The 22,373-nt window shown below is 39.5% G+C and carries 19 protein-coding genes; 7 read left to right on the top strand and 12 right to left on the bottom strand.

Features of this window, described 5'->3' with window-relative positions; genetic code table 11:
- Positions 1 to 140 precede the first annotated feature (140 nt).
- From K2X50_04795 to K2X50_04780, 4 genes are all read left to right on the top strand, one after another.
- Positions 141 to 386: a type II toxin-antitoxin system RelE/ParE family toxin gene (locus tag K2X50_04795; GenBank protein ID MBX9586557.1), complete on the top strand. Its 246-nt coding sequence runs from the start codon at positions 141 to 143 to the stop codon at positions 384 to 386.
- A 137-nt stretch (positions 387 to 523) separates the two neighbouring features.
- A complete protein-coding gene (locus K2X50_04790) occupies positions 524 to 829 on the top strand; it encodes a DNA-binding transcriptional regulator (GenBank protein MBX9586556.1) in 306 nt (101 codons plus the stop codon).
- A 132-nt stretch (positions 830 to 961) separates the two neighbouring features.
- On the top strand, positions 962 to 2,332 hold the full coding sequence (gene xseA, locus K2X50_04785; protein MBX9586555.1) for an exodeoxyribonuclease VII large subunit: 1,371 nt from the start codon (positions 962 to 964) through the stop codon (positions 2,330 to 2,332).
- 1 nt (position 2,333) lies between these two features.
- Complete coding sequence (locus K2X50_04780; protein MBX9586554.1) at positions 2,334 to 3,797, top strand: oligosaccharide flippase family protein; 1,464 nt, start codon at positions 2,334 to 2,336, stop codon at positions 3,795 to 3,797.
- A gap of 290 nt (positions 3,798 to 4,087) precedes the next feature.
- Here K2X50_04780 and K2X50_04775 read toward each other — a convergent pair whose 3' ends face one another.
- Positions 4,088 to 8,788 carry a tetratricopeptide repeat protein gene (locus tag K2X50_04775; protein MBX9586553.1) on the bottom strand — a complete coding sequence of 1,567 codons (4,701 nt, stop codon included), beginning with the start codon at positions 8,786 to 8,788 and terminating at the stop codon, positions 4,088 to 4,090.
- A gap of 262 nt (positions 8,789 to 9,050) precedes the next feature.
- On the opposite strand from K2X50_04775, the gene K2X50_04770 reads away from it, so the two are divergent.
- Positions 9,051 to 9,350, top strand: coding sequence for a hypothetical protein (locus K2X50_04770; protein MBX9586552.1), 300 nt, complete (start codon positions 9,051 to 9,053; stop codon positions 9,348 to 9,350).
- 75 nt (positions 9,351 to 9,425) lie between these two features.
- Complete coding sequence (locus K2X50_04765; GenBank protein ID MBX9586551.1) at positions 9,426 to 10,589, top strand: hypothetical protein; 1,164 nt, start codon at positions 9,426 to 9,428, stop codon at positions 10,587 to 10,589.
- A 1-nt stretch (position 10,590) separates the two neighbouring features.
- On the opposite strand, the gene K2X50_04760 is transcribed toward K2X50_04765, so the two are convergent.
- Positions 10,591 to 10,788 (bottom strand): hypothetical protein, encoded by a 198-nt coding sequence (locus K2X50_04760; GenBank protein ID MBX9586550.1) that lies wholly within the window; start codon positions 10,786 to 10,788, stop codon positions 10,591 to 10,593.
- Positions 10,789 to 10,993: 205 nt separating this feature from the next.
- Between K2X50_04760 and K2X50_04755 the strand changes: the two genes are divergently transcribed.
- A complete protein-coding gene (locus K2X50_04755; protein ID MBX9586549.1) occupies positions 10,994 to 12,415 on the top strand; it encodes an APC family permease in 1,422 nt (473 codons plus the stop codon).
- A gap of 108 nt (positions 12,416 to 12,523) precedes the next feature.
- On the opposite strand, the gene der is transcribed toward K2X50_04755, so the two are convergent.
- From der to K2X50_04705, 10 genes are all read right to left on the bottom strand, one after another.
- A complete protein-coding gene (gene der / locus K2X50_04750; GenBank protein MBX9586548.1) occupies positions 12,524 to 13,909 on the bottom strand; it encodes a ribosome biogenesis GTPase Der in 1,386 nt (461 codons plus the stop codon).
- 117 nt (positions 13,910 to 14,026) lie between these two features.
- Positions 14,027 to 15,169, bottom strand: a complete 1,143-nt coding sequence (gene bamB / locus K2X50_04745; protein MBX9586547.1) for an outer membrane protein assembly factor BamB — start codon at positions 15,167 to 15,169, stop codon at positions 14,027 to 14,029.
- Between the two features lie 9 nt (positions 15,170 to 15,178).
- Positions 15,179 to 15,826 carry a tetratricopeptide repeat protein gene (locus tag K2X50_04740; protein ID MBX9586546.1) on the bottom strand — a complete coding sequence of 216 codons (648 nt, stop codon included), beginning with the start codon at positions 15,824 to 15,826 and terminating at the stop codon, positions 15,179 to 15,181.
- A gap of 57 nt (positions 15,827 to 15,883) precedes the next feature.
- The gene (gene hisS / locus K2X50_04735; protein MBX9586545.1) at positions 15,884 to 17,122 is read right to left on the bottom strand and encodes a histidine--tRNA ligase; all 1,239 of its coding nucleotides are present in this window, start codon (positions 17,120 to 17,122) and stop codon (positions 15,884 to 15,886) included.
- A gap of 35 nt (positions 17,123 to 17,157) precedes the next feature.
- Complete coding sequence (locus K2X50_04730; protein MBX9586544.1) at positions 17,158 to 18,123, bottom strand: helix-turn-helix domain-containing protein; 966 nt, start codon at positions 18,121 to 18,123, stop codon at positions 17,158 to 17,160.
- Positions 18,124 to 18,196: 73 nt separating this feature from the next.
- Positions 18,197 to 19,393 (bottom strand): 23S rRNA (adenine(2503)-C(2))-methyltransferase RlmN, encoded by a 1,197-nt coding sequence (gene rlmN / locus K2X50_04725; protein MBX9586543.1) that lies wholly within the window; start codon positions 19,391 to 19,393, stop codon positions 18,197 to 18,199.
- On the bottom strand, positions 19,380 to 19,814 hold the full coding sequence (ndk, locus tag K2X50_04720; GenBank protein ID MBX9586542.1) for a nucleoside-diphosphate kinase: 435 nt from the start codon (positions 19,812 to 19,814) through the stop codon (positions 19,380 to 19,382). The genes rlmN and ndk overlap by 14 nt, the downstream gene beginning before the upstream one ends.
- 254 nt (positions 19,815 to 20,068) lie before the next feature.
- Complete coding sequence (locus K2X50_04715; GenBank protein ID MBX9586541.1) at positions 20,069 to 20,440, bottom strand: iron-sulfur cluster assembly scaffold protein; 372 nt, start codon at positions 20,438 to 20,440, stop codon at positions 20,069 to 20,071.
- Positions 20,433 to 21,614, bottom strand: coding sequence for an IscS subfamily cysteine desulfurase (locus K2X50_04710; protein MBX9586540.1), 1,182 nt, complete (start codon positions 21,612 to 21,614; stop codon positions 20,433 to 20,435). Before K2X50_04710 ends, K2X50_04715 begins: the two co-directional genes overlap by 8 nt.
- Positions 21,614 to 22,348 (bottom strand): RNA methyltransferase, encoded by a 735-nt coding sequence (locus tag K2X50_04705; protein MBX9586539.1) that lies wholly within the window; start codon positions 22,346 to 22,348, stop codon positions 21,614 to 21,616. The genes K2X50_04710 and K2X50_04705 overlap by 1 nt, the downstream gene beginning before the upstream one ends.
- Positions 22,349 to 22,373: the final 25 nt, after the last annotated feature.

The following is a 22,373-nucleotide window of genomic DNA, read 5'->3' as shown; positions in this document are numbered from 1 at the left end:
TTCTTGAGCTTCTGCTCAACAACGCTGAGTTAGAAATAAACACGAGTATTTTCTCTTTTACTCAGCCAGTAAAATAACGATCTCAACTGCTAGTATTGACAACACACCACTAAGTGGTACAATTAAGAGTTAAGCATTTCATGAGGATTTTTAAACATAAACGTTTTAGCCAATGGGCCAAACACGAGGATATTTCGGATGGAACGTTGAAAAAGGCCGCTCAAGAAATAGCAAACGGCCTATTCGACGCTTATTTAGGTGGTGGTTTATACAAAAAGCGTGTTGCACGTGCTGGGCAAGGTAAGCGGGGCGCTTATCGTACCTTAGTGGCTTTTAATGGAGGTGATCGTTCTATTTTTGTTTTTGGATTTGCGAAAAATGAGTGATCCAACATCGGGATTGTAGAAAAACAGATCTTTAAACGTTTAGCCAAAGATTATTTAAATGCTACGGACGAAGGAATAAATCGATTGATTCAGATCGAGGAATTATTAGAGGTGAGATGATGGCCAAAAAGAAGGCAATGAATAAAAGAATGTTAGAAACTGCGCATGAAATGGCGACAGGGCTGTATGATGCCGGAGTTATTGATGCTACTACAATGCGAGAATACGATGCGTTATGCTTGCCGCAGATCAGGGAATTAACTGCAAGAGAAATTAAGCGTATCCGACTTCGCGAAAAAGTCAGCCAAGCAATTTTCGCTAAATTTTTAAATACCTCACTATCGACAGTTCGACAGTGGGAACAAGGCGATAAGCACCCAAGAGGCACTTCATTGAAGTTGCTTAATTTGGTAGCTACTAAAGGTTTGGGCATACTGGCTTAATCAGCACCAATTCTCGAGCTATTTTGGGCCACAGTAGGACGTTCTTCAACACTCAAGCTTGAGTTTGTTGACTTTGGAAGCTTAACCACCGTAGGATTGCTCGATAAATCTTTATGCAGGAATGTTGGTTTTATGAGTTTTTCTGAATCCCTAGAGTCCGAATCTGATGTCGAAATTTACAGCGTTTCTGGGCTTAATCGTTTAGCGAAGGTTGTTTTAGAAGAAACCTTTTCCCTGATTTGGGTCGAAGGAGAGATTTCTAATTTGGCCTGTCCTAGTTCTGGACATATGTATTTCTCGCTCAAAGATGAAACAGCACAAGTTCGATGTGCATTATTTAAACAGCGAAGTCGTGGTCTCAGCTTTACACCTGAAAATGGACTGCTTGTTCGCGTTCAAGCGCGAGTAAGTTTGTATGAAGGTCGCGGTGAATTTCAGTTGATCGTTGAGAAAATTGAAGAAGCAGGAAATGGAGCACTACAACGCGCATTTGAAGCACTCAAGAAAAAACTGCTCGCTGAAGGATTATTTGATAGCGCTCATAAAAAATCCTTGCCCAAATTACCGACGTGTATTGGTGTTGTTACTTCCCCGACAGGCGCAGCAATCCGTGATATTATCAGTGTATTAAAAAGACGTTTTCCCTCGATTCCGATTATTATTTATCCTACCGCTGTGCAAGGAAACGAAGCACCCGCTCAAATCGTTCAAGCGATCAGAAAAGCGAATAAACGTGCTGATTGTGATGTGCTGATTGTTGGACGCGGAGGTGGTTCACTCGAAGATCTGTGGTCTTTTAACGAAGAAATTGTCGCGCGTGCAATTTTTGATAGCACAATACCCATTGTGAGCGCCGTGGGTCACGAAATTGATACCACCATAGCAGATTATGTGGCAGATCAACGTGCAGCCACACCCACTGCTGCTGCTGAATTAGTGTCACCCGATCGACAAGAATGGCAGCATAAAGTAGATCAATATGCATCTAGGCTTCAACAAAATTGGCGGACATTTTTAAATCATGCCAATTTAAATGTTATGCATTTACGCAAACGACTTAAACACCCTGGACAAATTATTCGTGAACGAACACAACATTGTGATCATTTAGAGCAACGCTTACTCTCATCATGGCAAACTATTATTCACCGATCGATTCAATCACTGAATCACATCAAGGCTCGTTTGCAACAACAAAATCCCTCATACACACTGAAATCTCAGCAAATTTTGTGTCAAACACTTTCTGATCGCTTTCATACTTCAATTCAACATTTAATCTGCAATAAACAACTTCAGTTAGAAAATTCGAGCCGCGCACTCAATGCGGTGAGTCCGTTGAATACCTTAGGTCGCGGCTATGCGATTGCGACCCAACAAAATAAAATCGTCAAATCAACTCAGAGTCTAAAAGCCGGCGATCAAATACGCATTCGGTTATCGGATGGACAGTTGGATTGCTCCGTAAATACGATACTGACTTCAGATAGCGCTGGAAATTAATATGCACCGCCAAATTGTTAACAGCACATTGATTTATTTCAGCATGATTGTATTGCAAGCCTTAATTCAAATTGTTCTACTTCCGTTTCAAACGCATTATTTAACACCTAACCAATTCGGAGTACTCGCAACTGTGATCGCTGTCGCAACTCTGTGCGCTCCCATTTTTAATCTAGGTCTTCTTGGCGCAGCTCAGCGATTCAGCAGCGATGCTAAAAATAACCCAGAAAAAATAGCTATTTTATGGACGACCTTATTGTGGCTAAGCTTAATTTCAGGTGTGCTCACTGGAATCGTTTTACTTCTAGCGACCTCTTTTTTACCGATTCCTTGGCATTCTACCGACGTTAATTTAACGACAATAATGACGGTTATTACTCATGCCATCGGGATGGGAATCGTTTTAATGTGCTGTGAATTTTTAAGAATGATTCACCAACCCTACCGTTATGCTATTGCAATCACTTTCATGTCTGTCAGTTATTGTGTCATGAATCTACTCTTTATAGGTTTATTTGGATGGGCACTAAACGGCGCACTACTTGCTTTCGCTATTATGCCCATTATTGGCTTTATCGCATTTTTTATAACAAATCTCCAAAAGCTTAAGTGGTCAATGAATTCAACACTTATAAAAGAGGTATTAGCTTATTCGATCAAAGTACTTCCACATTTTAGTTTTACAACGCTCAACACATTAGCTGATCGACTTTTGATCGTGATACTTCTAGGTAAATTTTTTGCTGGAATTTATACCGTTGGATCCACCATGGCTTCGGCGATGCTAATGTTCGTGAATGCACTCAGTTTTTCTATTCGTCCTCATATCTTCGCTAAATTTAATGAGCAGTCTACAAGAGCGTTCTATGCGGTACGTCAATTATCATTAACATCCATAATAGTGATTGCACTGGCTGGTGCAAATATGATTGTGTGGGCGCCTGAAATTATCACGTTACTGACAAGCAATGCTTATCATGATGCATGGAAAATCACACTATTGCTCACAATAAAATTTATGGTACAAGGCATTAGCCTTTTTGTAGTGTGTAGTATTTTATTTAACAAAAATAAAGTACACCAACTCATATGGATTTCAGTTTGCAGTTTAATTTTACTCGTTGTTTTATCGGTTCAATTAGCTCCGCATTTTGGAATTTTTGGAGTTGCGATTGCAGGTCTTGTCGCTTCGCTTATAGAACTTTTGATGAATTACGCAGTATCGAAAAAAACACTGGCGATGAAATGGCCTTTGATTCAAATGATTTCTCTAATGATGCTCTTTATTATCCCGGCCTGCGCATTAGTTGCCTTCACTCACTCAAGCCAATGGTCACTTTGGGAGATACTATCGGTTAAAGGTAGCTTTTCAGCTCTCACAATGCTTAGCTTTGTTTTTATTATATCCAAGCAAACAAAATCAAAAATTTCATCGATTTTTTTCAGGGGTTATTCCGGGAATTGAAGTGACACCTCTCTTGAACTGCATTCCCTCCCCCATCTACAAGCGCCGCAATCGCTAGAAGAAAGTCCTCTATCAGGTCGTACGAAACTCTTTTTTAGAGTGTTTGAAAATTATTCTTTAAGGCAGCATGAGGTGCAGTATTTAATTATATTAAAATAAAAAAAATAGGGTCAGAAGTTCCGGTTTTGTGTGGATTCAGCGGTAAGGTATTTAGGTCGCTGAAGGTAATGGAAGAAAAAGTCTCTGATATTGAAAAAAATTGCGTTTGAAATCCCTCTATATTCTAGAACCTATAGTTTTAATGACTGATTTAGATTTATTGCTAATATTTCTAATATATCACTATTATTTTCAGCGAGAGTAATCGCTGACTGTCCTTTGTGATCTTCTTGACGAGGATCTGCACCAGCCTCTATTAACATCTTTACGAATTTTTTATTTCCCTGAATAACGGCTATATGTAATGCTGATTGTCCGGTTTTTGCATCCACTCCATCGATTGGCCAGTGTAAAAAAATTAATAACTTTAGCGCAGACTCATTATTATGTTTTACACAGACTGGGGCTAGCATACTAGACTCACCGCCCGTTTCTTTTGCATAATGAGTCAGTAAGAAAAATAAAAAACATTGTAATATTTGTATGTTTTTACCCTCGATAGCATAATCTAACGCTGTGAATCCTCTTGCATCTTTTACAGAAGTAAACCCTATGTTTTCTAGCAACACTTCTACATTATCCGGGCGACCACGTTTTACAGCCCAATGTAGTGCAGTTAGTCCCTTCCCAGGGACGCCATCAGGGATATTAGTGTACTTTTTATTAATAGTGAGTAATTTTTTTAATTCATCAGAACTTCCATTTGCCGCTGCTACACGTATTTCTTTACCTGGATTATGCCCATTATCATTCAACAAACTACATGTCATGGTTGCTTCAGATAAGAACTGTGAACAGTTTCGTACATGTTGATGAGTATCTGGAAACGATTGTTTAAAAATTGTTAACGCTCTTGTTAAGTATTTTTTTGATTGTTCTGGATCATTACACATTAACAAAGCCTTACCTAATCCCATTAGGCATCCTGCGATAGAAGGATTATATGGATCTAATTTATCTTCAAAGATAAGTAAAGCCCCTTTAAAAACCACTACTGCAGCATCATAATTATTCAGGTAGATATTAACCCATCCCAAATTTTGGAGACACATAGCCACATCACTATGTCTATCACCAAAGGTAATCTTGAGAAGAGACAATGCTTCTTCGAATAATATCTTCGCCTTTTTTAAGTCCTTACTCATCATAATAGAACCTAGATTAAGCAAACAATTCCCACATTGAGAGTGTTTTTCTTTCCTAAGAATAGGCAAAGCTTCATTAAATCTAGCCTCTGCCTTATCTGTGTGATCTGAGCGGAGTAATACAAAACCCAGACTCCTCAAACAAAGTCCTACCTCAATATGGTCTTCACCTAGTGATGATTTAAGAATAGGCAAGGCTTTTTCGAGTGGAACTCCAGCCATACGAGGATCGGTGTCCAACAAAGAAAATCCTATATCGCTCATACAAATTGCTGCCTCTGTAAGGAGCTTATATTTTTCAAGTATTGGTAATGCTTTTTCAAGCACATCCTTAGCTTCTGATAGATTAATATTTAGCATTGCTCGCCCCATATATCTTAAGCAGATGCCGATTTCTGATGGCTCTGCATTAGGTGAAGACTGGAGCATATCTAATAATTCTTTATAGCAATTCACAGCATCGAGAGCATGTCCGGAATCTAACATTTGTTTCGCAACATCATATATGAATTTATGAGTCATGGTGCTATTTTTGTCGAAGAGATCAATCTTATAGATTGAGTAGCTTTCTTTAAATAACACTAATGCCTTCTTCAAATCACCACAGCGAAGAGTGGCTAATCCTAAATAACGTAGACATTCTGAAAGTTCATATTTTGAAATCGCTGTATAAGATCGAAATAGTAATAGGGCGTCTTGAAGCAATTCTCTTGCTTTGAGAGGTTCACCCTCATTCTCTGAAGTTGCCTTACCTAAGAAAAATAAGCATCGACCAATATATTCATGGTTATTTGGAGTAGTTGAGCGGAAAATATCTAACGCTTCATTCAGTTGGGTTATTGCTGCTTGTGGATCATGGCAAGCTAACATAGTTTGACCTAATGACATTAAGCCATAAGCGATTTGATTAGCGCGTGGCCCTAATATAGATTTAAGCGCTGATAAGGCACTTTCAATAATCGACTTAGCTTCCTCTAGTTGTTCATTTCCTAACATTGCTAAACCTAGCGTTATTCTTGCTTTTTCAATCTCGATGTTACCTTCAACCAGTCTGATCTTAAAAATAGATATAGCTTCCTTCAAGGTCTTAATGGCATCTTGGTAATCTCCACGCTCAATCATTATTTTACCTAAGCCGTCTAAGCATTGAGCCACATTATAATGGTTCATACCAAAATTGGTTTTGAAGATCAAAATTGCCTCTTCATAGAGTAATTTAGCTTCTTTTTTATTGCCGGAAATAAATGTAGTTGTCGCAAGATTCATTAAACATTTTGCGACATCAGGATGATTATTACCAAAATGTCTTCTGAGGATTGGTAATGCTTCTTCAAGTCTTAATATCGCATTTCTCCAATCACCGCACTGACTTAGGGCTATACCTAAGTTCATGTTCGTTCCTGCTACAATATAATGATCATCACCATAGGCTTCTTTGAAAATCGGTATCGCTTTTTCAATCAACTCAGCACCGCCTTGCGGGTTACCACATGAGACTTTCAACCAGCCTAGGTTTGAATATTCACCCGCTAGGATAAAATTTGATTCCCCGTAAGTAAGTGTAAGATAGGGCAATAAACGCTCAACTATCAATAAAGCTGTATTCTTATCGCCACATTGAGCTAATGCATTTGCTAATGCGAGCCAACTGCTATAGGTCTTATCAATGTTATTTCCATATTGATGTGTAAGAACTACCAGTGTTTCCTGAAGCATTTTTACCGCAGCTTCTGCATCACCACAACATCTTAATTGATTAGCTAGATTCACTCTGCAATTACAGTACGCCAGGGTAGGAAATCCAGTCATCTTTTCATAACAATCAAGTTGCGCTGCAAAACATTGTTTAGATAGAGTGTATTCGCCTAATATCTTTAAAGATATTCCAGCAACTTCATGAATCATTGCTTCACTTTCAAGAAAGGTATCGATTCTTGGTTGCAAAGATAAACTCTTGCTCAGAGCGACAGCATGAGGTCTAATTACTAATAATTTACGTTCATCTGAGGGCGTTATTACTGCTGCTTCGAATCTTACATCTAAATGACCTAAATAGTCTTTAATATAATTAGCCGATAATAGTAATAATTTGCCCGAATCTTCGCGAGAGTCTCCTAACTTCAATACATCTTGTATTACCTTATGAATAATATATGTCTCTCTCTCACCTCCTTCTTGGAGTAAGCTAAATCGACGCAATAATTCCAGTGCTTTATTAATTTTTAAATCGCCTTCATCATCAGGCAGCCATTTTCCTAGTAATACTTTTGGGATATCATCTTCATGTGAAAGGTATGAAGAACTTTTCAATATCGTTTCTACGAGTTCAAAACTGATCGTTTCAGTACACATAACTTTTATTTGATCGAGAGCAAGGCGAACAACCGCTGAAATCGATGCCTCATACTTCCTTTTACGTTTGATATGTTCTAATAGATAAGGATCATCTTCAGAAACAGGAGTTTCTAAGTATTCTTTTTGTGCTAGTTTAATAGCAGAATAACGATAGCAATACTCCGGAATAGTACATTCACTGCTAGTTATGTAGCAAATCGCCGACGTTATGGCCAGAGGATAACGATCTAGGGTATTTGCTAATAGTTCTGCATCATCGATAGAAACACCCTCTATCATCTTGCCTATATAAACTTTTGCATCTTCAAGTGTAAAGACATCTAAAATTATTTTTTTTAACTGGGGACCAAAACTAAGACTATTTCTTGTTGTTAGTATAACAGCAATTTCAGTATGCTCAAATTGCTCCGGTAAAAATTGTTTGATTATTGCGTATCTCGGTGTATTGTCAACTACCACTATTCCACGACCTTTTTCGGAGAGTCGATCGTAAATTAACTGGCAGAGAACATCTAAACTCAATTCAACATCTAATCCTAAAGATTGGCCTAATGATGTCAACTGAGACCTCAGATTACTTTCTGCTGTAGCATCATCTTCTCCGCCATTCAACCATATCACCCAATCATATACTTTATCCTTAAACTGCTTCCTAACAAAATAATTGACTAATTGAGTTTTGCCTATTCCTCCCGTCCCAGATATTTGTGCATTAAGATATTCTCTCGGAGGACTATTAAGTTTAGCAGTTTCATTTGTTGAAATAACCTGTACTTTGTCTGCGTTCTTTTCCAATTCCTTCAATTCACTTTCTCTGCCGGTAAAATAACTAAATGGAGCTGGTAATCCATATAATGGCTTGAATGTTTGTTTAGGAATATTAACGACTATCCTTATACCTGAACGTTGATACTTGAATTTATCAAATAAGTGATTTTTCTCCAGAAAATTCTCAAGAAAACATGATGCTTCAACAGACATAGATGTGGGTGAATATTCACCTACTAAGCGCATTAAGCTTTGGAGAGTTTTTTCATCCGGTACTGTTTTGAGAACTATCTCGAGAGGATGTTCCTTCACTGAATAAGTGCGGGCGGATGTTTTTTCTGTAGTACTAGATTGATGAATACTAACAACGGCAGAGATTTCTTTCATCTCTGATACTCTTCCTATCCCAGCACTAGCAAGAGTATTCGGGGGCGCGTGCAATTCAGCTGTTGTGAGTAGCTCTTCAATATGCGGCAAAAGAGTCATTATCATACTATCAGAATAGTTCTTGATGCTCACAAAACTCAGCTCTGATAAGAAGCTTGTCTCAGTTTGCACTTCCATCGCTCATCCCTCTATAATTAGATACTTTTGACTATCGCCCATAATTGTAATAATTTTCGAGAGCCATCTTCAACGTTTTTTTCTGTTAAGCGATATATTATATACCGCTATATTATTATTTTTTATGTTTTTATGTACAGGCTCTAGTGATCCAAGTAACTCTCTTAATCATGAATTTTCAATACAAACACCCAGACCTGAGATCATCTCTCAGGATAAAAAATGCTAAAAATTCACTCTCCATGCAACTCGAGTCTAACATGTGCTGGCACAACACAATCTTAAAATCGAAGCAGCCGCCAGCAAGCTGATATTGAAGCCGCAACTCAAAGCAGGGTCGAAAACCTGGGCACGTTTAGTAGCGAAGGTGTATGAAGTTGATCCCCCATGGCTTCAGCAGTTGCCTTCACTCACTCAAGCCAATGGTCACTTTGGGATAGATCATCGGTTAAAGGTAGCTTTTCAGCTCTCACAATGCTCTGCTCTATTTTTATTATATCCAAGCAAACTAAATCGAGAATTTCATCGATTTTGTCAGAAATTATTCCGGGAATTGAACTGAGACCATCAGAATAGACTAGCCTCAATATCGTATATGCTATAATTAGCACAAGTATAGCAATACAGGATTTTGGCTATGTTTAAAGACCGCATGCAAAATAATCATTTGGATATACACTCAAGTTCTGATCCACTAAAACCTCATTTTGAGTTACTAGCATCAGTCATTAAAAAAGCAGTCTCACCCAATATACCCATTCCATTGAATTTTACTCCAGCGGATATTGTCAATTTTTCAACGCTCCATCAAGATCTTTACAAACTTGCTTTGGAAGGCCCTTATAGTTTAGTAATACGTCAAATTTTTGATCAAATATTTCAGCTTGTTGCAATGCATCAAATGCTCTTATTAGTAATTCAACGAATAGAACAAATCGAAAAGAAACGCTTTGAAGACGAACTCTCAGCAACTTTTTCAGATGATGATACTGATATTCCACTTACTGCCGAAAGAATTTCACCCGAAACAGAATTACATCAATTACGCGAGGAAAAAGTCACACTATCTGCTGCTCTTCAACAATATCAAAATAGATCTCTTATTGTTAATAGAGTTTATTTCGTTTCTATCACTAAATTTCTACAAGTAGTTGCTTCTACAAGCGTAATCAACAGAGCAAAACAATTAAATTACAATTTCAATCCAGCTGAAATCCAAACACTACTTACCCCTGTTCCACGCGCTCATATTCAATCGATACTTGAAAATTCATATGCACAACAAACCCATACAGAGACAGAGAAAAAAACGATGCCTGAGCCCGATTATCTCGCGACTCGAAGTCTACATGATTTAGAACTTAAAACATTAATGGTCATTAATACGTATCGAAATCGAGTATTGGCTGAAATGGAAACTGATTTAACGACTTCAAAACCAAACCTTAGTGATCAAGAAAAGTTGAATCATATGGCTGACTTGAGAGCAGAATTTGATAGAAAACATTCCGACCCAAAAATCCCCCATCAAGAGTCGACTAAAGATCCCAGTGATCCAAGATCTCGCTTTAAAAGAGAACAAGTTCAAGAAACTATACCCGTAAATTCGGTCCTTGCTGCTACTAAATTACTCAAATCATTCAGATCAACATTTGAGTCACTTGAACAACAAGCACAAGGGCTTCATGAACTCCATAAAAAAGATCTTGCCCCGGAGGCTATGATTAAAGAAATGGAAAAGCATATCGAAACTGCAAAACAAAAAATTACTGTATCTACTCCACAATCCGGACCACGTTAAATCAGGAGATGAGGGGTGGTGCAATCTCGGAATCACGAATAGCATTTTTTGGAATTGACTCCTCGTCAAGCTTTAACCACATTTCTGTTGCAAGATGACTGAGTTCATTCATTCCTGGATGTGATGATAAATAATGACTGTCTTCGATGGCAGTTGCTAGAATTCCCAGTTCTTGAGTGGGAAGGTGTTTGTCTTTCATTAAAATAAGTAGTGCTGCATTGGATAATTCATCGAGTAGAAACAGTTTTCAGATGTTTATAATTTAAGCAAAGAAGATTCAGATCAAGTTGAGGCTCGAGTACGCAAACGATGATTCAAAAAAGCGATTTGCAATGAGGAAAATTGCGTTTGAAATTCCTATATATCGGGTATAATTTTCTCATTAAACTTGATAGAGTAGCATAATGACTAAAACACAACTTCCTAAAATTCATTTATTTGCGCTCGTAATGTTAATCACGGGCTCTATTGACAGCATCCGCAATTTGCCTGTCTCGGCTTTATTCGGCAGTGAATTAATCTTTTATTTTTTGCTTGGAGCTTTGATTTTCCTGATTCCGGTTGCTCTCGTGTCTGCAGAGCTTTCATCCAGTTTTGCTGGTGAAGGTGGCATTTATGGCTGGGTTAGACTTGCATTTGGCGATAACGCCGCTTTTTTTGCCATTTGGTTGCAATGGATCAATACGATGGTTTGGTACCCCACCATTTTATCTTTTATTGCAGCAACAGCTGCTTTTCTGGTGAACCCAGCCTTAGCCAGTAATAAATGGTATTTGCTTAGTGTCATTCTATCCACATTTTGGATAATGACATTCATCAATTTACGTGGGTTAAAAACCTCTGCGAGTTTTGCCAGTTTTTGCGCCATTGCCGGCATGATAGTTCCCATGGCGTTCATCATTGCTCTCGCAACGACTTGGTGGATAAGTGGGCATCCACTGCAAATAAAATTGGATTGGCACTCATTGTTGCCACAGCTGCACGAATCAAAAAGCTGGTCTTCACTAACCGCAATCATGACATCCTATCTCGGAATGGAATTAGCAGCAGTTCATGTCAATGACGTGAAGCATCCGCGTCGTACCTTTCCACTGGCCTTACTGATTTCAGTGGTGCTCATCATGGCAACTATGATCATGGGCTCTCTCGCCATTGCCTTTGTTTTGCCACACGATAAAATCAATTTAGTCGAAGGTGTGATGCAAACTTTTCAACATTTTCTAGCGAGCTATCATTTATCGGCATGCTTACCTGTGGTTGCGATTATGATATTACTTGGCAGCCTTGGTGGCATGATCAACTGGATAATTTCACCTGCAAAAGGATTGCTGCTCGCTGCAAAAAATCAATTTTTACCTACCTCCCTCGCAAAAGAAAATAAACAGGGCGTTCCAAGCCGAATTCTTATTTTACAAGCAATCCTTGTAAGCTTGTTCACATCTTCTTATTTCTTAGTCCCCAGTGTTAATACGGCCTATTGGCTATTAACTGATTTAAGCACTGAACTCTACATGTTGATGTATGTTCTAATGTTTTTTGCGGCTCTGTGCCTACGTTATAAATTCGCAAACGTCGAGCGCCCTTTTGAAATTCCAGGAAAAAAAATAGGTATGTGGTTAACGTGCGGCTTTGGGCTACTCGGTTGCACCCTTACCATCATAGTTGGATTTGTAGCCCCTGATAATCTACCAGTCAATGCGGGCTGGAGTTACAGTACCCTCTTTGCCCTCGGTATAAGCGCCCTATTACTACCGGCAATCGCCTTTATCTTATACCGCAACCGGCAACTTCGGCTTACCCAAATGGAAGCGGCCACCAGCAATTGATGCTAATAATTGTTGAATTGTTATGGGAAAGATTCAGCAAAGTTTCGTGCCAAAAAGTGGTATTGAAATTCCTATCCATTTAGTGTGTTTGAAATCCTTATCTATCAACTATTTTACTCGCTTCATCAGGCGTTGTCTTCTTCGTATTTGTCGATCAGTGAGTTGATTTGGTTTACCTTCAAATGGATTTTCGCCGGATTTTAGAGACAGCCGAATTGGAGTGCCCTTAATACCCAAAGCTTTTCTATAAGCACTGATTAAATAGCGTTGATAAGATTCCGGTAGATCGGTCGTTTGATTTCCGTGAATCACAATGATTGGAGGACAAACTCCACCCATGTGAGCATATCGCAATTTAATTCGCCGCCCTCGCACCATCGGTGGCGCATGCTGACGCACGATGTCCTCTAAAATGCGACTTAATTTTGGCGTTGATATTCGAGTTATTGCATGTTTAAAAGCAGTGTTGATACCACGAAATAATTCTCGAATTCCAGTTCCGTGAAGTGCAGAAATATTCAGAATATCAGCAAAACGAACAAATTCTAATTTTCTGTCAATATCTTTTGTCATTACTTTTCGCTGCTCTGTCGATAATCCATCTGATTTATTGATCGCGATGACTAAAGACCGCCCCGCTTCTAAAATAAAATCGATTAATCGCAAATCTTGGTCAATAACACCTTCGCGAGCATCGATAACCATCACGACAACATGTGCTGATTCGATGGCTTGCAGACTTTTAATCACTGAAAATTTTTCTACTACTTCTGTCACTTTTGCGCGACGTCGCACTCCAGCTGTATCTATAAGCACATAATTTTTTTTATCTCGCTCCATAGGAATAAAAATACTATCACGTGTCGTTCCGGCTTCGTCAAAAACCACGACTCGTTCTTCACCTAATATGCAATTGACTAATGTAGATTTTCCAACATTAGGACGACCTACTATCGCAATATGAATCCCTTTCTCTTCATCAAGCTCTAGGCTATCTTCAGGAAAAGATAATTCTGATATAACCTGGGCGAGCATCGATTGAATGCCACGATTTTGACTCGCAGCTATAGCAATAACATCAGCAAAACCCAATTCGTAAAAATCCGATTTAGCGACATCAGGATCACGACCATCTGTTTTATTCACTATCAAGATGGTTTTTTTATTTAATGAACGAAGACGTTTCGCTATTTTATTATCATCAGGAGAAATTCCATCTTTTCCATCTACCATGAATAGTATCATTTCTGCTTCATTCACAGCTTGCCAAGATTGTTCCATCATTTTACTAACAATACCTTCGTCTTCCCCTTCAATTCCGCCTGTATCGATCACAATAAATTTTTTATCTTCGTAGGTTGCTTCAGCGTATTGCCGATCGCGAGTCACACCCGGTAGATCAACAACCAACGCATTGCGTCGTTTGGTGAGACGATTGAATAAGGTCGATTTGCCGACATTGGGACGCCCTACGATGGCAATTACGGGAATCATAATGGTTTTCTCTTAAAATAAGGCGTTATTATAACCTAAAATCAGGGATAAATGAAGGGCAGAGGGGAAGGGGTCAAGTCTCTAATTGCCCACTTCTCCTTCTAACGCCCCCTAAGTCTACTTGATCGAGACTAATTTTCCACTGCTAGACAGTACAATAAGGTGGTTACCGTAGATTTGTGGTGTCGCTAATAATCGTTTTGAATCGACTGAATGACGCGCTAAAAACTGACCATTCTGAACTGATAGCCAATGAACATAGCCTTCATTATCGCCAACAGCGAGCCCACCCGAATGCAGCACAGGTTGAGTTAAGCCTCGACCTTCCAGCTGATCTTGATGCCAACGAACACGACCGCTTTGTCGATCCAAGGCCCAGACATGACTATTTTCATCAACGGCGTACACAGATAACGCATCGACTGCCAATCCAACCTGGGAAGACATTTCATGTTCCCAGATCAAACTTCCATCATGCAATTGCAACGCGGCTAATTTACCTTGATAGGTTACAACATAAATAATGCCATCTCGCACTATCGGTTCGCTGCCAATATCGACTAAACGTTCAACAGCACTCGCACCATGTGGTAAAGCAATAGCACGACTCCACAAGAGTCGACCGTTTTCTAAATTTAACGAAGCGAGTTGGCCATCTGAAAATCCTGCTAAAACACGATTGCCTACAACAGTTGGCGCACTACTTCCACGAAGCATTAATTCAGGAGGATTTTGGTGAAAAGACCATCGATGATGTCCTGTTGCACTATCTAGCGCTAGAAGATCACCACTTTCAGTTTTAATTAATACTCTATCACCTGCGATTCGAGGTGTGGCTGTTACTTCGCTAGGAGCTTGAGCTCGCCAAACTTCATTCCCATTATGTGCATTTAATCCAATAACGGAACCGTTTGTTGTTCCCACAACCACTAAATTATTTTGAACAGCAACACCGCTACTAATATTTTGTTTTAATTCTTTTTTCCACAAAATATTTCCGGTATTGGCATTCGATGCAGTCACTACACCTTGATAACTCGCCGTATATACTTTTTCATGCGCAATATCATGCTGCATTCGTAAATAATGCCCGCTGGTTCCACGTCCACCACCTGATGAGGAGCTCCAAGCAACTCCGACATTCATCGAAGAATTAAATTTTGCAAGTGGTGCTACACGTTCAACTTCACGATCATCCATTGCACACCCTGAAATTAGGGTTATTAATGACAACGCTACTAATCGACTTTTAATTCGCATATTTTTCTCCTAAGCTAATGCATTCGAGTGAGCAGATAATTGCTCAAACTTCATCTCGAGCAGTGAACGGTTAAATTCGCCTTTTTCTGTTGCATTCAATGCTGCTTTATACGAATCACGTGCTTTAGTCGTATCACCCATTGCAACAAAAATATCACCTTTCACCTCGTTGATTTGCGGCAGGAAAATAGAATCATCCACTTTATCTAAAAGAGCCAACGCTTCTTTCAACTCATGTTTCGCGAGTAAAATTCGAGCTGCACGAACACGTGCAATTTGGCGAATTTTTGAATCTTTGCTATTGTCCATGATGACTTTTAATTCTTTGTACGCTTTATCAAAATCGCCTTTTTCTACAGCAAGATGAGCCAACATAAAATCAGCCATACTTGCATAAGGTGTTTTTTTGTAATCAGTTGCTAACGAATTCGCTTGAGCAATCAACGCATCTTGATTATGTTGATTGAAACTCGATAACATTTGATCATAAATCAGCGACGCCTGCTCATTAAAAGCAGATTGAGATCGCTGCCACATTCTCCATCCGTACGAAGCACTAATTCCGATCAAGAAAACTAATAAAGAAATTTTTCCGTAATTTTTCCACCAATTTTTGATAGCCTCTATCTGTTCCTGTTCATTCGCTAACACTGACATAAAATATCCTCCTCTTTATTTGACCTGAATTAATTTTTGCAGTATCCAGGTCTGACCTTACTCAAAACATGATTGCTTAATTAAAGCAGCTAATTTATCTTGCGTATGTGTTTCTTGCTCACGTTCTTCACGTAAATATTTCACCGAAACCACACCACGCGCTAATTCATCTTCAGCAATAATGAACGCTATTTTTGCTCCGCTTTTATCTGCCCTTTTAAATTGGGCTTTAAAATTTCCACCGCCACAATTCATTACTAAACGTAAATTAGGCATTTGGTCACGCAATTTTTCACTTAACAATAATCCTGCTTGAATTGCATTATCTCCCATAACAATCATATAAACATGAGGTTTATCATCAGGAGTATAAATGGATTCTAATAGCAATATCACCCTTTCCAAACCCATGGCGAAACCTACAGCCGGAGTCGCTTTCCCGCCTAAAGTTTCGACTAAAGAATCATAACGACCACCTGCACATAATGTACCTTGAGCACCTAATTGTTCTGTTGTCCATTCGTAAACTGTTCTTCCGTAATAATCGAGCCCACGAACTAAGTACGGATTTAAAACATATTTTATTCCAGCTGCATCCAACAAATCGCGCAGTCCTGAAAAATGCGCCTTTGATTCATCATCTAAATAATCGGGTAGAATAGGTGCATTCGTGATGAGTGATTTCATAGCAGGATTTTTACTATCAAGAATTCTTAGGGGATTCGACGTTAAACGTCGTTGAGAATCTTCATCCAATAATTCAATATTTTCACTAAAATAACGAACAAGATCTTCACGATAACGTTGACGGGTTTCTAATGTCCCTAGCGAGTTTAATTCCAGACGAACGTGTTCTTCAATTCCTAATTCTTTCCAAAATCGAGCCATCATAAAAAGTTGTTCAGCATCAATATCAGGACCAGAAATTCCAAATGATTCGACACCGAATTGAAAAAACTGACGATAGCGGCCTTTTTGTGGTCGTTCTCGTCTAAACATCGGGCCTAAGTACCAAAATCGTTGCTGCGAATTTAATAAACCGTGCTCTATGCAAGCACGTACAGTTCCTGCAGTTCCTTCAGGACGCAAACTGAGTTGATCTTCATTTCGATCAGTAAAAGTGTACATTTCTTTTTCAACAATATCTGTCACTTCACCGATCGTGCGTTTAAATAAAATTGTTTGTTCTAAAACGGGTAATCGAATTTCTTGATAGGTGTATCGCGCCATCAAATCAGCTAATAATTTTTCAATATACTGCCAATAGGGGGATTGTGAGGGCAGAATATCATTCATTCCTCGAATTGCTTGGATGATAGCTACCACGTTTTTTATCCTCTACCAAATACTTTTTCGAGTTCTTGAAGTAGTGCCCGCTCTTCTCGATCTCGCTGTCCAACTAACACTTTAGGTTTAAACGGTTTGATTTGATACCAACTGTGTTTTTTCGTGATCGTGGAGCTATCGGCATTTGTATCAGTGTCTTCATCACTCTCTTCGGAATCGTCGCTTTCTTCATCTGCAGCTGCAGGAGTAACAGCCGTTGGTTTTGTAGTATTTTGATTCGACGATAATTTTGGATCTGCAGTCGTAGACGATGTAACAGTATTTGCTTCTTTCTGAGTTGCTGCTGGATCTGGAGTTTGAGTGGTCGTCTTTTTACTATCAGAATCTTTTGTTTGAGTTCCTGGTTGCGATAAAGAAGACTCAAGACTATTGGGTTGAGCTTCAGATTTAGGCAAAAGACTAGTGCTTTCACTTTGCGCTTCAGTAGATTGATTATTCGTCGCTTCTGTTTTTTGTGTCGCTTGAGCAGTAATATCTGTGCTTGTTTGATCAGTGGAATCAGTCGCAACAGTAGGTGCAATAGAGTGATTAGGTTGCCCACGCCACCAAATCGCCACTAAAAAAATCAAAATCATTCCGATGCTATAAGTTACCCAGCGTATCCATCGATCGCCTGAAGAAAATTGACGTCTCACAAGTAGTTTCGTTTCGTGGCGCTCAATTGTGTCAGTATATTTTAATCGGTCAAATTCGCGTACGAGCAAATCAGGATCAAGCCCTAATAATTTCGCGTAAGAACGTAAATAACCTTTTGCATAGGTCTCAGCACCAGCAAAACGATAATCATCATTTTCCATATCATAAATGCGTTGTGTACTTAAATTTAATCGATGAGCAACATCTTCAGTTCTCAGGCCTTTAAACTCTCGAGCACGTTGAAGAGTGACTCCCAGCTTTTCTCTGGGCACTTCATCAGTGCTTGCTTCGTCGTTTGACTCATTATCAATCATTTCCACTCTCCAAGTTATCTATTGGCTAGAAGTTCACTCTTATGGAGGAAACTACTATGTATTCCATCAAATATTAATTCGCAGATTGAGCTTCCTCTACTACGATAGGAATCATAGTTTTCTGAGCCCATTTAGCACTTCGCTGTGTTCGGTCGGTCACTTTTCCTACAAGTTGTCCACAAGCAGCATCTACATCTGCGCCTCGAGTCCTTCGAACGATGGTATTTAATCCCGCGTTCATTAAAATCCTCTGAAACTCATCAATCACTTTTGTACTTGAACAAACATACGTTGTTTTTGGAAATGGATTGAAAGGAATCAAATTAATTTTACAAGGCACTCCTTTCACCAATTCAATGAGCTGTTGAGCATGCTCTCGCTGATCATTAACGCCAGCCAGCATAACATACTCAAAGGTAACATAACGCTTATTTTGCCCAATAAAATAATCTTTGCAAGCCTGCATTAAATCAGCAAGATGATATTTTTTGTTAACCGGAACTAAGATATTGCGAAGCTCATCATTGGCTGCGTGTAAAGAAACGGCTAAAGACACAGGGCTATCTTCTTTTAGTTTTCGCATGGCAGGAATCAGTCCGGAGGTACTCAAGGTCACGCGATATTTCGACAAACCGTAAGCTAAATCATCCATCATAATGTCCATCGCAGCTACAACGTTATCATAGTTGAGTAAGGGCTCTCCCATTCCCATCATCACTACATTGGTGACAGCATGCTCATTCGCTGAACCTGATTTTGCCAACGATCGAGTCGCGAACCACACCTGAGCAATGATTTCACCCACAGTAAGATTTCGGCTAAAGCCTTGCTTACCTGTAGAACAAAAACTGCAATCTAAAGCACATCCTACTTGAGAAGACACACAAAGAGTGCCTCGTGACAACACGAGATCGGGAGGTTCATCATTAACCTCAGATTCTGACTGAGAATTTCGATGACTAGGGATATAAACCGTTTCAATACAATTGCCATCAGCGAGACGCAGCAGCCATTTGCATGTCCCATCGCTGGACTTTTGTTCAGTGACCAGCTCAGGAACTCTAATTTCTGCTGTTTCAGCCAATCGTTCTCGTAAGGCTAGACTGAGATTTGACATCGCGGCGAAATCCGTTTCGCCCACTTGGTGCATCCATTTGAAGACTTGTTGAGCTCGAAAAGGCTTTTCGCCAATTTGAGCAAAATACTCACCTAACGCTTGACGATTGAAGTCTAACAGATTGATTTTACTGTTATTTTCAATTTTCAGCATTTCTCGGCAACAGGTCGTTGTTAAAGAAAAATTTGATTTCAACAGTCGCATTCTCAAGACTATCAGAGCCATGAACAGCATTAGCGTCTATAGAATCAGCAAAGTCTGCACGGATCGTTCCTGGAGCAGCGTCTTTAGGGTTTGTAGCACCCATTAACTCGCGATTACGTAATACCGCGTCTTCACCTTCAAGCGCAAGGACCATCACAGGACCTGAGATCATGAAATCGACCAGATCATTAAAAAACGGGCGTTCATTGTGTATAGCATAAAATTGTTGGGCCTGATCTTTAGATAACCGTAGCATTTTTGCCCCAATAATCTGTAACCCATTCGCCTCAAATCGGCTCAAAATCTCACCAATAACGTTCTTACCGACCGCATCAGGTTTGATAATCGATAATGTTCGCTCAATAGCCATAATAACTCCTATGTGACAAATAAACAGATGATTATACTGTATTTTCAGGGTATTCGGAAGGGGAAATAGCTAACTGAATTGACTAATAAAAATTGTCAACTAAGAGAGGTTTTTAACGCAATTGCTGCCGGATGAAGGTAAATATCAGGTAGGCTCAATAGAATCTAAGGCGATAGTGGACTGGGCAAGATCTACGCGGTTATTTATACAGCCCCCACTAAAGATTGATGCCTTATATTTGCAAAGGTCAAGATTTAACAACGCGACGCCTTTTGAAGAGCATCAAGAACTATCAATACGGAGTGTTTCTTTACTGGTTGTATTTGGAGTTCGGTTAGAATGACTTCCGGGGTCAGTTTTTGTATTTCAGCTACAGTTTGATGATGAACTTTTTCAGTGACCCACGAAGCTACTGCGATGGTTGCACAAGATCCTTGAGCCTTGAAACAAATATCTTCAATTATTCCATCACGAATTCTGAGTTGAATTCGAACACAATCCCCACTCTCAATACATCCTGCACGCCCTGTGTGCACATCAGGATCGTGTTCATCAAAATGCCCAACATTTTGTGGATGATTAAAATGTTCAACCAGTTGCGGGCTGTAAGATTTTAAGCTAATCATGTTTTCTTTCCTCCCAAAGTGGAGATAAATTTCGTAATCGAGCGACGCCTTTCTGTATCACATCAATGGCAAACTCAATTTCCTGAGCTGTGGTAAAGCGTCCTAAACTCAATCGCATCGAAGCATGGGCCAGAAGTGAAGGAACTCCCATCGCTAATAGTACATGAGAAGGCTCCAGTGATGCTGATGTACAGGCTGAACCTGTAGAAACAGCAATATCTTGCAAGGCCATTAACAATGCTTCACCATCAACGTAATCAAATCCTATATTAAGATTATTCGCAACGCGATTTGATTGATCACCATGAAGGTGAATGTTTTCAATCTGAGAAATCTTATCCCATAGTTGATCGCGTAATAATTTAATTCTTAGTGTTTCATCAACGAATTCTGCTTGCGCAATCATAAAAGCTTCTGCCATCCCTACAATTAAATGCGTCGGTAAAGTGCCAGAACGCAATCCTTTTTCATGCCCTCCTCCATATATTAAAGGCTCAACATGGACACGCGGTTCTCGACGTATGTAAAGAGCACCAATTCCTTTAGGACCATAGACTTTATGCGCAGATAATGAGAGAAAATCAACGTCCATTTCTTTGACATCCACTTTCACTTTACCGCAACTTTGTGCTGCATCGGTGTGTAGCAAAATTCCATGAGGTCGAGTAATCTCAGCATAACTCGCAATATCTTGCACCAATCCAATTTCATTGTTGACATGCATTAACGAAACTAGAATAGTGTCTTTTCTAATAGCCTTTTCCAGTTTTTCAGGATGAATGATACCCTGCGCATCAGGTTCCAAATACGTTATTTCAAATCCTTCTTTTGTAAGTGCTCTACACGGATCTAAGACCGCTTTATGCTCGGTTTTAGCAGTGATAATATGTTTTCCTTTGCGGGAATAAAAACGAGCTGCGCCGATAATTGCCAAATTATTCGCTTCTGTTGCACCAGAGGTCCATATAATTTCTTCGGTATTTGCACCGATACAAGATGCAACTTGTGCACGAGCCATTTCAACGGATTCACTGGCCTGCCAACCATAGCTGTGAGTGGTCGATGCAGGATTTCCAAAATGTCCGCTCACCTCTAGAAATCCTAACATTTTTTTTGTGACACGTGGGTCCACTGGCGTAGTCGCCATATTGTCGAGATACACGGGAAGGCGCACTATTGTTTCTCCACAGTGTGATCTACAATTGAATTTAAGACGCCTCTTAAAATATTCATTTCATTCTCTTCTATGATCGCACGATTAAATAATCTTCGAAGTCGCAACATTAACTTTTTCGGATGACTAGGGTTTAGATACCCCAAATGAATCAAACAGCCCTGTAAACTAACAAAGAATTTTTCCATTTCATCCGCAGTCACTGGACGACTTTCTATTTCATAGTCTAGCTCAATATCATGTTTTTGTTGAAGAGCCATTCGCAATTCATAGGTAACTATTTGCACTGCAGCTGCAACATTTAAGGAACTAAAGTCTTCGTCGCAGGGAATGTGCAAATGAGCATGGCATAGAGCGAGCTCATCATTTGATAGTCCCGATTGCTCATTACCAAAAACAAAGGCAATTTTTTGTTGGTCCCGCAGCCGAGGAATTATTTTCTCAATGCATCGCCGTGGATCACTTAAGGGCCATGCAACTGAACGCAATCGTGCACTTGTGCCAACAACAAAATGACTATCACTAATCGCATCAGTCAAATTTTCAACGACAACTGCATGCTCCAATAAATCATCAGCTCCAGCAGCACGAGCAGTCGCTTCTGCATGAGGAAATTCTTTGGGCTGAACCAGCACTAAATTTTTTAGCCCCATATTTTTCATCGCACGTGCTGCTGCCCCAATATTTCCTGGATGAGAGGTGTTTACTAAAATTATTTTAATTTGATCAAACAATTTTCATTCTCCAACTACGGTAATG

Source organism: Gammaproteobacteria bacterium (assembly GCA_019748175.1).
Classification (GTDB): domain Bacteria; phylum Pseudomonadota; class Gammaproteobacteria; order JAIEPX01; family JAIEPX01; genus JAIEPX01.
The sequence above is the reverse complement of the archived record's forward strand: the minus strand, read 5'-3'. Positions and strand labels throughout refer to the sequence as shown.

Bases quoted from the DNA above. Each gene is read 5' to 3' on its own strand.
- K2X50_04795 (MBX9586557.1), top strand. From the start codon at position 141: ATGAGGATTTTTAAACATAAACGTTTTAGCCAATGGGCCAAACACGAG.
- K2X50_04790 (MBX9586556.1), top strand. From the start codon at position 524: ATGAATAAAAGAATGTTAGAAACTGCGCATGAAATGGCGACAGGGCTG.
- xseA (MBX9586555.1), top strand. From the start codon at position 962: ATGAGTTTTTCTGAATCCCTAGAGTCCGAATCTGATGTCGAAATTTAC.
- K2X50_04780 (MBX9586554.1), top strand. From the start codon at position 2,334: ATGCACCGCCAAATTGTTAACAGCACATTGATTTATTTCAGCATGATT.
- K2X50_04775 (MBX9586553.1), bottom strand. From the start codon at position 8,788: ATGGAAGTGCAAACTGAGACAAGCTTCTTATCAGAGCTGAGTTTTGTG.
- K2X50_04765 (MBX9586551.1), top strand. From the start codon at position 9,426: ATGTTTAAAGACCGCATGCAAAATAATCATTTGGATATACACTCAAGT.
- K2X50_04760 (MBX9586550.1), bottom strand. From the start codon at position 10,788: ATGAAAGACAAACACCTTCCCACTCAAGAACTGGGAATTCTAGCAACT.
- K2X50_04755 (MBX9586549.1), top strand. From the start codon at position 10,994: ATGACTAAAACACAACTTCCTAAAATTCATTTATTTGCGCTCGTAATG.
- der (MBX9586548.1), bottom strand. From the start codon at position 13,909: ATGATTCCCGTAATTGCCATCGTAGGGCGTCCCAATGTCGGCAAATCG.
- bamB (MBX9586547.1), bottom strand. From the start codon at position 15,169: ATGCGAATTAAAAGTCGATTAGTAGCGTTGTCATTAATAACCCTAATT.
- K2X50_04740 (MBX9586546.1), bottom strand. From the start codon at position 15,826: ATGTCAGTGTTAGCGAATGAACAGGAACAGATAGAGGCTATCAAAAAT.
- hisS (MBX9586545.1), bottom strand. From the start codon at position 17,122: ATGAATGATATTCTGCCCTCACAATCCCCCTATTGGCAGTATATTGAA.
- K2X50_04730 (MBX9586544.1), bottom strand. From the start codon at position 18,123: ATGATTGATAATGAGTCAAACGACGAAGCAAGCACTGATGAAGTGCCC.
- rlmN (MBX9586543.1), bottom strand. From the start codon at position 19,393: ATGCTGAAAATTGAAAATAACAGTAAAATCAATCTGTTAGACTTCAAT.
- ndk (MBX9586542.1), bottom strand. From the start codon at position 19,814: ATGGCTATTGAGCGAACATTATCGATTATCAAACCTGATGCGGTCGGT.
- K2X50_04715 (MBX9586541.1), bottom strand. From the start codon at position 20,440: ATGATTAGCTTAAAATCTTACAGCCCGCAACTGGTTGAACATTTTAAT.